Raw genomic sequence first — 11,252 nt, 5'->3', positions numbered from 1 at the left:
CGTCGTCATCGATCCCACGGACACGTACCCGATCTGCCACTCACCCAGCCTGACGGACACGCACCGCCCGGAACAGGACCCGCGCGGCGTGTCACGTCAGGGCGAACGTTGCCTGATGCGGCACTAGCTCAAGTGGATCACGCCTGTCCAGAGCACTGCTGTACAGCAGCGAAGTACAGCAACCAGTACAGCTACGAGCGGCCCTGACCGATCGCCATAGGCCTTCCGACGACGGCAAAGTCCCAGGATGGCTGTCCTGCCTGTAGTTCGGGACGAAGAGGTCAAGTAGCACCCACGGAACCTGTACGGAACAAAACGCGGCGTTCTAGGCGGAGCGGCAGGGGAACCGCAGGTCAGAGAGCTGTTGAGGTGATCCCGTCAGATCCTCCGCAAGGACCTCCGCGCCCGCGAGGCCAGTTCGGTGGGGTGAACTACTGACGACAGCCCGCTCGCGTTGTTCCCGGATGGGGTCTGGTTACCACCCGATGGTGTTGGTTTCGGCTGGTCGTCGTGCCGGATTGGTGGCTCGCCACAATCATGTCGGGTGCAAATCCCTCACAGACATCGGAGAAATCGCGCATGCGCATCCTCGGAAAGCTGGCCGTCGCGGCCGGCGCCACCGCCGTCATCCTGCTCGCCGCCCCGGTCGCGAACGCCGCCCCGGGCAACACCGACGGGCTCGGAGTTGGCTCGCTCAACGAGGCCTTGGACAAGGTGACGGGTGCCCTGACGGGTGGCGTGGCGGGTGGCGCGGCGGGTGGCCTGACGGGTGGCGCGGCGGGTGGCCTGACGGGTGGCGCGGCGGGCGGCCTGCTCAGCCAACTGGTGCAGGTCAGCGGCGTGCCCGTTGTGTCCGCGCCCGGCGGCTCGGGCGGCTCGGGCAGTTGACCTTGGTCCGGGCCGGGTCACGAGGGCCCGGCCCGGCTCCGCCGCTGCACCGATCAAGATCACCGCGACCACCCTCGTGAACAGGGACGGGGCATCTGGCAGGCTGACGTCCATGGCTGTCGGAACCCTGGTGCTGCTCCGCCACGGCGAGAGCGTCTGGAACGCGGAGAACCTGTTCACCGGCTGGGTGGACGTCCCCCTCTCGGAGAAGGGGGTGAACGAGGCGAAGCGCGGCGGCGTGCTGCTGCGCGAAGCGGGCGTGCTGCCCGAGGTGGTGCACACGTCGCTGCTGCGGCGCGCCATCGGCACCGCGAACCTCGCCCTGGACGCGGCCGACCGGCACTGGATCCCGGTCCGCCGGGACTGGCGGCTCAACGAGCGCCACTACGGCGCGCTCCAGGGCAAGAACAAGAAGCAGACCCTGGACGAGTTCGGCGAGGAGCAGTTCATGCTCTGGCGCCGCTCGTACGACACCCCGCCGCCGCCGATCGAGCCCGGCACCGAGTTCAGCCAGGACGCCGACCCGCGCTACGCGGACCTCGGCCCCGACCTGCCGCTCACCGAGTGCCTGCTGGACGTGGTCAAGCGGATGATCCCGTACTGGGAGTCCGCGATCGTGCCCGACCTGCGGACCGGCAAGACGGTTCTCGTCGCCGCGCACGGCAACTCGCTGCGCGCCCTGGTCAAGCACCTCGACGGCATCTCCGACGAGGCGATCGCGGGCCTGAACATCCCCACCGGCATCCCGCTGCGCTACGACCTGGACGACGACCTCCAGCCGCTCAAGCCGGGCGGCGAGTACCTGGACCCGGACGCGGCCGCCGACGCGATCAAGGCCGTGGCCAACCAGGGCCGCTAGAACCCAGAACTCAGCGCCAGAACTCAGACGAGGCCCAGCTCACGGGCTCGCGCCCCGGCCTGGAACCGGGACGACGCGCCCAGAGCGGTCATCAGCTCCGCCACGCGACGGCGGTACGTGCGCAGGGACACACCCAGCGCGCGTGCCGCCGTCTCGTCCGTCCAGCCCTCGTTCAACGCGTCCAGCACACCGGGCGCGAAGGCGCGCAGCTCGGCCATCTCCGCCTCGTGCACGGCCAGCGCGGTGCCCGCCCGCCACGCCGCCTCGAACAGCACCGTCCTCGCCGAGCTGCGCGAGCAGGGCCTGATCTGCGACCTCGGCCTGAGCAACGTCCGGGAACACCACCTCGACCAGGCGCTGGCGATCGCGCCGGTGGTGTGCGTGCAGAACATGTTCAACGTCGCCGAGCGCGGCGACGAGAAGATGCTCGACCGCACCACCGCCTACGTGCTGTTCTTCCCGCTCGGCGGCTTCTCGCCGGTGCAGCACCAGGCCTTGGAGGAGGTCGGCGGCCGGCACGGCGCGACCGAGCGCCAAGTGGTCCTGGCGTGGCTGCTGCACCGGGCGCCGAACGTGCTCCTGATCCCCGGCACGTCCTCCACCCGTCACCTGGAGGAGAACCTGGCTTCCGCCGATCTGCACCTGTCCGAACAAGACCTGACCCTGTTGGACACGATTGAGTGAACTGCCGTCGTCCGCTGGGAGAACATCGGACCCAGACGGTGTCGTAGGAGTCACGAACCACACCTGCGTACTAGGCCATACCCGCCCTGACCTGCTTACCATGCGTTCGTGACCGCAACGGGTTACCTCGTCCTGTCGATCGGCGCTCTGCTGATCGGCGGCGCGGCGTTTCTCGCCGGACGGGCTACCGCACGTCCCCGCGAGGCACGCCCCAAAGGCCTGACCGTCGCCGACCTGATGGCCATGGTCGTCCACTCCTCGCCCGACGGCATCGCCGTGCTCAACGGCTTCGGTGACGTCGTGCTGCACAACGCCAGAGCCGAGGAGCTCGGCGTGGTGCGGAACAACCGGGTGGACGACCGGGCCAGACAGGCCGCCGACCTCGCCCGCCGCAACGGCGGCGTGGTCGCGGTCGACCTGTCGTCGCTGGAGGTCAACAAGGGCCGCCAGCCGGAGGCGGTGCACGCCTCGGTCAAGGTGCTCACCGAGAACTTCGTGGTCGTCGACGCCTCGGACGAGTCCGAGTCGGTCCGGCTGGAGGCGACCAGGCGCGATTTCGTGGCCAACGTCAGCCACGAGCTGAAGACCCCGGTCGGCGCGCTCGCGCTGCTGGCCGAAGCGGTGCTGGACGCGGCGGACGACCAGGAGGAGGTCCGCCGGTTCAGCGCCAAGATCATGCAGGAGGCCACCCGGCTGGGCACGCTGGTCACCGAGCTGATCGCGCTGTCGCGGTTGCAGGGCGCGGAGAAGCTGCCGGAGCTCAGCCGGGTCGAGGTCGACGTGGTCGTCAACGAGGCGCTGAGCCGGTCCAAGCTGGCCGCAGAGTCCGCGAGCATCGAGATCGCCACCGACGAACCCAGCGGCCTCGAGGTCGAGGGCGACCGGACGTTGCTGGTCACCGCGTTGAGCAACCTGCTCGACAACGCGGTCGCGTACTCGCCGCCGGGCAGCCCGGTGTCGGTCAGCCGCAAGCTCGTGGACGGGTTCGTCGAGATCGCCGTCACCGACCGCGGCATCGGCATCGCCGAGGACCAGCAGACCCGCGTGTTCGAGCGGTTCTACCGGGTCGACAAGGCCCGCTCCCGCGCCACCGGCGGCACCGGCCTCGGCCTGGCCATCGTCAAACACGTCGCCAACAACCACGGCGGCGAGGTGAAGCTGTGGAGCCTGCCCGGCACCGGTTCCACGTTCACCTTGCGCATCCCGGCTCATCCCGACCAGGACGAGCCGACCAGGGACCTGCTCAAGCAGGAACCGGCCACCCCCGTCCCCAGCGGCGCGGGCAGCAACCACGGAGGAGAGCTGTGACCAGGGTGCTCATCGTGGAGGACGAGGAGTCCTTCGCCGATCCGCTCGCCTTCATGCTCCGCAAGGAGGGCTTCACCGCGGCGCTCGCGGCCACCGGCCAGGAGGCGCTGGAGGAGTTCGACCGCAACGGCGCCGACATCGTGCTGCTCGACCTCATGCTGCCCGGTATGAGCGGTACCGACGTGTGCAAGCAGTTGCGCGCCCGGTCCGCCGTGCCGGTGATCATGGTGACCGCGCGGGACAGCGAGATCGACAAGGTCGTCGGCCTGGAACTGGGCGCGGACGACTACGTCACCAAGCCGTACTCGGCACGTGAGCTGATCGCCCGCATCCGCGCGGTGCTCCGCCGCGGCGGCGAGTCCGAGGAGCTGTTGCCGCAGGTCCTGGAGGCGGGGCCGGTGCGGATGGACGTCGAGCGGCACGTGGTGACCGTGGACGGCGACGAGGTGAGCCTCCCGCTCAAGGAGTTCGACCTCCTGGAGTACCTGCTGCGCAACGTCGGCCGGGTGTTGACCCGCGGCCAACTGATCGACCGGGTGTGGGGCGCGGACTACGTCGGCGACACGAAAACCCTGGACGTGCACGTCAAGCGGCTGCGTTCGAAGATCGAGCCGGACCCGTCGACCCCGCGTCACCTGGTGACCGTGCGCGGACTGGGCTACAAGTTCGAATCCTGATAATCAAGACCAGGTACGGTGCACCGCGTGCGCCTCGGGGTGCTTGATGTCGGGTCCAACACCGTCCACCTCTTGGTGGTGGACGCTCATCGTGGTGCCCACCCGACGCCGATGAGTTCGGAGAAGTCCGTGCTGCGCCTCGCGGAGCAGTTGGACTCCTCCGGCATGCTCGGCCGCGCCGGCGCCGACCAGCTCGTGCGCGCCGTCGCCGCGTCCAAGGTGGCGGCGGAGCGGCTGGGCTGCGAGGACCTGATGGCGTTCGCGACCTCCGCGGTGCGCGAGGCGGGCAACTCGGCCGAGGTGCTGGACCGGGTGCGCGCCGAGACCGGCGTCGACCTGCAGGTGCTGACCGGCGAGGAGGAGGCGCGGTACACGTTCCTCGCCGTGCGCCGCTGGTACGGGTGGTCGGCGGGCCGGCTGCTGTGCCTGGACATCGGCGGCGGGTCGCTGGAGCTGGCGATCGGCGTGGACGAGGAGCCGGAGGAGGCGTTCTCGGTGCCGCTCGGCGCGGGCAGGCTGACCCGCACGCGGTTCCGCAACGACCCGCCGACCCGGGCCGAGGTGCGTGACACGACCGAGTGGCTGGCGGACCAGCTGTCGTCGGTGGCGAAGAAGGTCCGCCGAGTGGGTGCCCCCGATCGGGTGGTCGCGACGTCGAAGACGTTCCGGACGCTGGCCCGGCTGACGGGCGCCGCGCCGTCGTCGGCCGGTCCGCGCGCACGGCGCGTGCTCACCGACTCGGGCCTGCGGCAGGTCATCGCGTTCATCTCCCGGATGTCCGCGTCCGATCTGGCGGAACTCGAAGGCGTGAGCCCGAGCCGGTCTCACCAGCTGGTGGCGGGCGCTCTGGTGGCGGAGGCCACGATGCGAGCCCTGTCACTCGGCGAGCTGGAGATTTGCCCCTGGGCTCTGCGGGAAGGTGTCATCCTGCGTCGGCTGGACCACACTAATGGCTCGGACCAGGACACCCCGACGGACGGCACCCGCCGGACGGGTGACACTGGACGGACTGGCCGCCACGGGGCACGGTGGAGTTGATGAGTCGAGAGAGCGAGTCGGAGCAGACCCAGCGCACCGTCGCGGAGTTGCTCGCCCAGTACGGCGGGGGCTCCGGCGAGGTGACGCCGCGTCGGCGACGCCGCCGTGCCGAAGAGACCTCGGACACCGCTCCGCAGGCCATCATCGACCGGGTCAACTCCGACAGCGGACGGCTGCTGCCGGTCCGCGACGAACCCGAGCCGCCCGCCGCGCCGGCACCGCCGTTGCCGCAGCGCCAGCGCGGTGTCGACACCGAGCGCACCACGTACCAGCCGCCGGTCGCGCCGCCCCCGCCTCCGCCGCCCCTGTCCCGGCCCGAGCCGCCGTTGTCGCGGTCCGACGTCTCGCGGTCCGACATCTCACGGCCGGAACCGCCGGTGTCCCGGATGGAACCGCCTGCCTCGCGGCTCGAACCGCCGAAGAAGGCCGAGTCCGGCCGTCGGCGCGCGCCCGACATCGATCCGGCCGAGGAGACCAGGGTCGTCCCGCCGATCCTGGCCGACTACCAGGGCGAACCGTCCCGGCCCAACATGCCGAACCCGCCGGTCAAGCCCGAGCAGCAGTCGCGGTCGAACCTGGTGCGCCCCGGACCGCCCGGCGCACCACCGGTCGGCAAGCCGCCGCCGCGCGAGCCGGTGACCGAGGTGCTGCCGCGCATCGTGGACAAGCTCACGCCGAACGTGCCGCTGGAGTCGCTGCCGACCGAGTCGGTGCTGATCGTGCCGCCCGCGCCGCCAAAGCTGCCCGAGCCGCTGCCCGGCCAGAACCCCGAGGACTGGTTCGGCGACGACGACGAGCCGGAAGAGGGCGGCGCGGAGCCGGAGAGCACCCAGTTCCACCCGTACGTCGACCTCGACGAGGAAGACGAGGACGACGACTACAGCCGTCGTGACTTCAAGAGACGCGACTTCGACGACGAGCCCGCCGGGCTGGCCGACGTGGACGAGGACGAGGACTCCGACCGCCCCGCCGACCGTTCGGCCGGCAAGGAGTGGCTGGTCATGATCGGCCAGCTCGCGGTCGGCGTGATCGGCGGCGCGGCGCTGTGGCTCGGCTTCAACTTCCTGTGGCGCACGGCCGCGCCCGCGGCGCTGGTCGTGGCGCTGGCGGTGACCGTCGGTCTGGTGATGTTGGTCCGCAAGATCCGCCGTGCCGACGATCTCCAGACCACCGTGCTGGCCGTTCTGGTGGGGTTGATCGTGACGGTGTCGCCGGCGGCGATGCTCCTGGTGAAGTCTTGATCCCGGTCGGCCTGTCCACCGCGGCCGTGTGGCCGCAACCCGCCGGTGCCGCGTTCGAGGCCGCCGCCGAACTCGGCTACGACGGCGTCGAGGTCATGGTGTGGGCGGACCCGGTGAGCCAGGACGTGCGGGCGCTGGACCGGCTCGCCAAGCGCAGCGGGGTGCCGGTGCTCGCCGTGCACGCGCCGTGCCTGCTGATCAGCCAGCGGGTGTGGTCGCCGGACCCGGCCGAACGGCTGCGGCGCAGCGTTCAGGCCGCCGGTGACCTGGGTGCGCGGACCGTGGTGCTGCACCCGCCGTTCCTGTGGCAGCGGAAGTACGCGGACGGGTTCGCGGACCTGGTCGCGTCGTTGGAGGACACCAGCGGTGTCGCCATCGCGGTGGAGAACATGTTCCCGGTGAAGCGTCCGTTGGGGCGTGGCCGCTCGGTGCAGGTGACGGCGTTCCGGCCGTCGATCGACCCGACCGACGTGGGGCACCGGAACTACACGTTGGACCTGTCGCACGCGTCGGCCGCGCACGTGGACGTGATGGAGCTGGCCAAGCGCATGGGCGACGGGCTCACGCACGTGCACCTGGCCGACGGTTCGGGCCTGCCGAAGGACGAGCACCTGGTCCCGGGCCGCGGCACCCAACCGTGCGCCGAACTGCTGACCCACCTGACCCGCACCGGCTTCACCGGCCAGGTCGTGCTGGAGGTCAACACCCGCCGCGCCCGCACCGCCGCCGAACGCGCCGAACTCCTGGCCGAATCCCTCCTCTTCGCCCGCCTGCACCTCTAACCCCACCCCCGCGAGTCGAACCTCCAGGTGCCGAGAGTCGAACCTCCAAGTCGCGTGTGTCCTACGTTCAGGCCGCGTGTGTCCTACGTTCGGAGCGCGAGAGTCCTACGTTCGGAACAGGTGTGTCCTACGTTCAGGACCTCCGAGTTCAACGTTCAGGCACTGTGAACGCGAAATACAGGGGTCGCCAACCGCATCCGCACGCCGACTCGCAGCCGCTCCCACGCGACTCAGCGGCTAGGGTCTTGATCGTGAACCCGTTGCGCACGTTGATCCTCGCCGCCGCGGGCAACGACACGGTGCGCCGGGTCGTCGCGACCGCCCCCGTCAGCCGTGACGTGGTGCGCCGGTTCGTGGCCGGTGAGACCACCACCGACGCGATCGACACGACCGGCGACCTGGTCGGCCGCGGCCTGCGCGTCACCCTGGACTACCTGGGCGAGGACACGACCGACCGCACGACAGCCGAACGCACCGTGCGCGCGTACCTGGAGCTGCTCGACCAGCTGCACGACGTCGGACTGGCCGCAGACGCCGAGGTGAGCGTGAAGCTGACCGCCGTCGGCCTGGCCCTGGACGAGACGTTGGCGCTGGACAACGCCTCCCGCGTCTGCGCGGCGGCCGAGCAGTCGGACACCACGGTCACCATCGACATGGAAGACCACACCACCACCGACGCCACCCTCCGCGTGCTCACCGAACTGCGCCGCCACTGGCCGTCGGTGGGCGCGGTGCTCCAGGCGTACCTGCGCCGCACCCTGGACGACTGCCGCGAGCTCGCGGACACCCGCGTCCGGCTGTGCAAGGGCGCGTACGCCGAACCGGCGTCGGTGGCCTACGTCGACCAGCACGAGGTCGACCTCAACTACGTGCGCTGCGCCAACGTCCTGCTGGCCGGCTCCGGTTACCCGATGTTCGCCACCCACGACCCGCGCCTGATCGAGATCATCGGGGAACGCGCCCGCTGGTACGACAAGTCGGTCGAGGACTTCGAGTTCCAGATGCTGTACGGCGTCCGGACCGGCGAGCAGCTGCACCTCGCCGCGGAGGGGCACGTCGTGCGCGTCTACGTGCCGTTCGGCGAGCAGTGGTACGGGTACCTGATGCGCCGGCTCGCCGAGCGGCCGGCCAACGTCGCGTTCTTCCTGCGCTCGCTGGTAAGCCGTTCGTGAGGAGCCCTGTGTCCTTCTCGGTAGCCAGTGCGGTCCGCCCTTTGGGCGACGGCACGTACACCGCGTCCCTGCCCGCCGAGTGGACCGTCGGCCCCAAGCCGCACGGCGGGTTCCTGCTGGCCCTGGTGGCACGGGCGGCGGTGGACAGCGCGCGGGCGGCCGTGCCCGGTGCCGACGACCTGGCGCCGTTGGCGGTGAGCACGCAGTTCCTGCGCGCGCCGGAGGTGGGGCCGGTGCTGCTGCGGACCGAGGTGCGCAAGGCGGGGCGGACGGCGACCGTGGTGACGTCGTCGCTCGAGCAGCGCGGGCGCAGTTGCGTGGAGGCTGTGGTGACGGTCGGGCGGATGCCGACGGGCGTGCCGGACTACGTCGACCTGCCCGACATGCCCGCCGCGCCGCCCGTGGACGCGATCGACCTGGCGTCGATGGGATCCGGCGGGGTGTACAAGCTCGGGTCGGTGTGCGACGTGCGGCTGGACCAGGAGGGTGCCGGGTTCCTGAAGGGACGTGTGGGCGACCCGTTGGTGCTGCGGCTGTGGGTGCGTCCGCTGGGTGAGCGGCCGGATCCGTACTTCGCGCTGATCGCCGGGGACATCTCGATGCCGGTGACGTTCAACCTGGGCCGGTTCGGGTGGTCGCCGACCGTGCAGCTGACGGCGTTGCTGCGGGCGAACCCGGCGCCGGGGTGGCTGCGCGTGCGGGCGTCGTGCAGCGCGGTGCACGGGCAGTGGTTCGACGAGGACGCCGTGGTGATCGACTCCGCCGGGCGGCTGGTGTGCCAGGCGCGGCAGTTGGCGTTGACGCCGGCGAGCTGACCCGGCCGCTCGCTGCCCTGAGCGTTGAACTCGGGGCACCTGAACGTAGGACACACCCGTTCCGAACGTAGGACTCTCTCGCGTTCCGAACGTAGGACACACCTGTCCTGAACGTAGGACACACGCGGGCTGGGGGTGGCTTGCGGTGGGGGTGGAGGTGGGACCTGGGGATTTGGGGTTGTGGGGGCGTGGCACGCTTGGCGCATGACGACCATCGCCGTGCTGGGGGCTGGCAAGATCGGTGAAGCGCTGCTGTCGGGGCTGTTGCACGGGGGGCGCAAGGCCGACGAGTTGCTGTTCACCGAGAAGCACCCGGACCGGGCCGCCGCCCTGACCGCCCGCTACGGCATCGAGGCCCTGGACGTGCCCGGCGCCGCGCAGCGAGCCGACGTGCTCGTGGTCGCGGTCAAGCCGCAGGACATCGAACCGCTGCTGGACGAGTTGGCACCCGTGCTCAAGCCGGGCACGCTCGTCGTGTCCCTCTGCGCGGGCCTTCCGACGTCCCTGTACGAGCGCAGGCTGCCCGACAGCACCCCCGTGGTGCGGGTCATGCCGAACACCCCGATGCTCGTCGGTGAGGCGATGAGCGCCATCTCAGCGGGCCGCTACGCCACCGACGACCACCTGAACCTGGTCGAAGAGCTGCTGCGCACCGTCGGCAAGGTGGCCCGCGTCCCGGAGAGCCAGCAGGACGCCGTCACCGCCCTCTCCGGCTCCGGCCCGGCCTACTTCTTCTACCTGGTCGAGGCCATGATCGACGCGGGCATCCTGCTCGGCATCCCGCGCGACCTGGCCGGTCAGCTGATCATCCAGTCGGCGGTCGGCGCGGCCACCATGCTGAACGAGGGCGACCAGCACCCGGTCATCCTCCGCGAGGCCGTCACGTCCCCCGCCGGCACGACCATCATGGCCATCCGCGAGCTGGAGAAGCACGGCGTGCGCGCGGCCATGCTGGCGGCCATCGAGGCGGCCCGCGACCGTTCGGTGGAACTGGGACGGGACCACCAGGCGGACTGATACCGCCATTGGCCGTCGCACCAGTCCCACGTGTCCCGTTACCCTCAAGGGAGCACGTGCGTGTCGAACCGTCGGTGGGGAAGCCGACGGCACGACGCGTGTCGAAGGACGCGGTGATCTATGCCTGCGGAGGAGAAGTCACTCGGCCAAGTCAGATTCCTGACGGTCGCCGAGGTCGCGCTGGTTATGCGCGTGTCGAAGATGACGGTGTACCGGCTGGTTCACTCCGGTGAGCTGACGGCGGTGCGCGTCGGGAAGTCGTTCAGAGTGCCGGAGAAGGCGGTGCACGAGTACCTGCGGAACGCGTACTTCGACGCCGGGTGAGGGCGGGTACGGACAGGCAGGTAAAGTGATAGGCCGTTCGTGCCTGGTGTCGGCGCGCCCACTTGACGGGTGTCTCCACCGGCGCGTGGAGACCACCAACGTCTAGTAGTGAAGGAACCCGCATGGGCTCGGTCATCAAGAAGCGCCGCAAGCGCATGTCGAAGAAGAAGCACCGCAAGCTGCTGCGCAAGACGCGGGTGCAGCGCAGGAAGCGCGGCAAGTAACCCCTGCGGGTTCTCGCACCGCCAGTCCACGGTGAACAGCCGTGGGCTGGCGGTGTCGTCGTTCTGCGGCGACTGCGCGAGAACCCGTGGTGGTCGCGGTCGCCACTGGATCACCGGGCGCCATCCCGCCATCCGGGTGATTGACCGGTAAAGCAGTGGTGACCTGCGTCAAGACGCCGCTCCGTCGCCGAGCGCGATCCCGGTACCCGGATAGCATCGACGA

General features: G+C 70.4%; 13 protein-coding genes and 1 pseudogene. 13 read left to right on the top strand and 1 reads right to left on the bottom strand.

Translation table 11 applies throughout. The features are described 5' to 3' along the window. Positions 1 to 579 precede the first annotated feature (579 nt). Both FM051_RS19775 and FM051_RS19770 read left to right on the top strand, forming a co-directional pair. On the top strand, positions 580 to 888 hold the full coding sequence (locus tag FM051_RS19775; RefSeq protein ID WP_158845266.1) for a hypothetical protein: 309 nt from the start codon (positions 580 to 582) through the stop codon (positions 886 to 888). Positions 889 to 1,000: 112 nt separating this feature from the next. After that, on the top strand, positions 1,001 to 1,747 hold the full coding sequence (locus tag FM051_RS19770) for a phosphoglyceromutase (RefSeq protein ID WP_158845263.1): 747 nt from the start codon (positions 1,001 to 1,003) through the stop codon (positions 1,745 to 1,747). A gap of 23 nt (positions 1,748 to 1,770) precedes the next feature. On the opposite strand, the pseudogene FM051_RS19765 reads toward FM051_RS19770, so the two are convergent. Beyond that, positions 1,771 to 2,019, bottom strand: a pseudogene (locus FM051_RS19765) (DNA-binding response regulator); the annotation flags it as partial. Between FM051_RS19765 and FM051_RS53695 the strand changes: the two are divergent. From FM051_RS53695 to FM051_RS19710, 11 genes are all read left to right on the top strand, one after another. Beyond that, positions 1,991 to 2,431: an aldo/keto reductase gene (locus FM051_RS53695; RefSeq protein WP_338019481.1), complete on the top strand. Its 441-nt coding sequence runs from the start codon at positions 1,991 to 1,993 to the stop codon at positions 2,429 to 2,431. The pseudogene FM051_RS19765 and the gene FM051_RS53695 sit on opposite strands and share 29 nt — an antisense overlap. Before the next feature lie 108 nt (positions 2,432 to 2,539). Continuing rightward, positions 2,540 to 3,739, top strand: coding sequence for a sensor histidine kinase (locus tag FM051_RS19755; protein WP_158845260.1), 1,200 nt, complete (start codon positions 2,540 to 2,542; stop codon positions 3,737 to 3,739). Next, positions 3,736 to 4,416: a response regulator transcription factor gene (locus tag FM051_RS19750; RefSeq protein ID WP_158845256.1), complete on the top strand. Its 681-nt coding sequence runs from the start codon at positions 3,736 to 3,738 to the stop codon at positions 4,414 to 4,416. Before FM051_RS19755 ends, FM051_RS19750 begins: the two co-directional genes overlap by 4 nt. A 27-nt stretch (positions 4,417 to 4,443) precedes the next feature. After that, positions 4,444 to 5,454, top strand: coding sequence for a Ppx/GppA phosphatase family protein (locus tag FM051_RS19745; protein WP_158845253.1), 1,011 nt, complete (start codon positions 4,444 to 4,446; stop codon positions 5,452 to 5,454). After that, entirely contained in the window at positions 5,454 to 6,695 is a 1,242-nt protein-coding gene (locus FM051_RS50565) for a hypothetical protein (RefSeq protein WP_202918912.1), read from the top strand. Before FM051_RS19745 ends, FM051_RS50565 begins: the two co-directional genes overlap by 1 nt. Continuing rightward, the gene (locus FM051_RS19735) at positions 6,692 to 7,477 is read left to right on the top strand and encodes a sugar phosphate isomerase/epimerase family protein (protein ID WP_158845251.1); all 786 of its coding nucleotides are present in this window, start codon (positions 6,692 to 6,694) and stop codon (positions 7,475 to 7,477) included. The genes FM051_RS50565 and FM051_RS19735 overlap by 4 nt, the downstream gene beginning before the upstream one ends. Positions 7,478 to 7,728: 251 nt before the next feature. Beyond that, positions 7,729 to 8,649 carry a proline dehydrogenase family protein gene (locus FM051_RS19730; RefSeq protein WP_158845248.1) on the top strand — a complete coding sequence of 307 codons (921 nt, stop codon included), beginning with the start codon at positions 7,729 to 7,731 and terminating at the stop codon, positions 8,647 to 8,649. An 8-nt stretch (positions 8,650 to 8,657) separates the two neighbouring features. Next, positions 8,658 to 9,464: a thioesterase family protein gene (locus tag FM051_RS19725; protein WP_158845245.1), complete on the top strand. Its 807-nt coding sequence runs from the start codon at positions 8,658 to 8,660 to the stop codon at positions 9,462 to 9,464. 204 nt (positions 9,465 to 9,668) lie between these two features. Next, positions 9,669 to 10,481, top strand: a complete 813-nt coding sequence (proC, locus tag FM051_RS19720; RefSeq protein WP_158845242.1) for a pyrroline-5-carboxylate reductase — start codon at positions 9,669 to 9,671, stop codon at positions 10,479 to 10,481. A gap of 120 nt (positions 10,482 to 10,601) precedes the next feature. Further along, a complete protein-coding gene (locus FM051_RS19715; protein ID WP_158845239.1) occupies positions 10,602 to 10,805 on the top strand; it encodes a helix-turn-helix domain-containing protein in 204 nt (67 codons plus the stop codon). 122 nt (positions 10,806 to 10,927) lie between these two features. Then, positions 10,928 to 11,029, top strand: a complete 102-nt coding sequence (locus FM051_RS19710; RefSeq protein ID WP_015105422.1) for a 30S ribosomal protein bS22 — start codon at positions 10,928 to 10,930, stop codon at positions 11,027 to 11,029. Positions 11,030 to 11,252: the final 223 nt, after the last annotated feature.

The organism is Saccharothrix deserti (assembly GCF_009769385.1).
GTDB lineage: Bacteria > Actinomycetota > Actinomycetes > Mycobacteriales > Pseudonocardiaceae > Actinosynnema > Actinosynnema deserti.
Note: the sequence above shows the minus strand (reverse complement) of the source record. Positions and strands in the feature narration are given on the sequence as shown.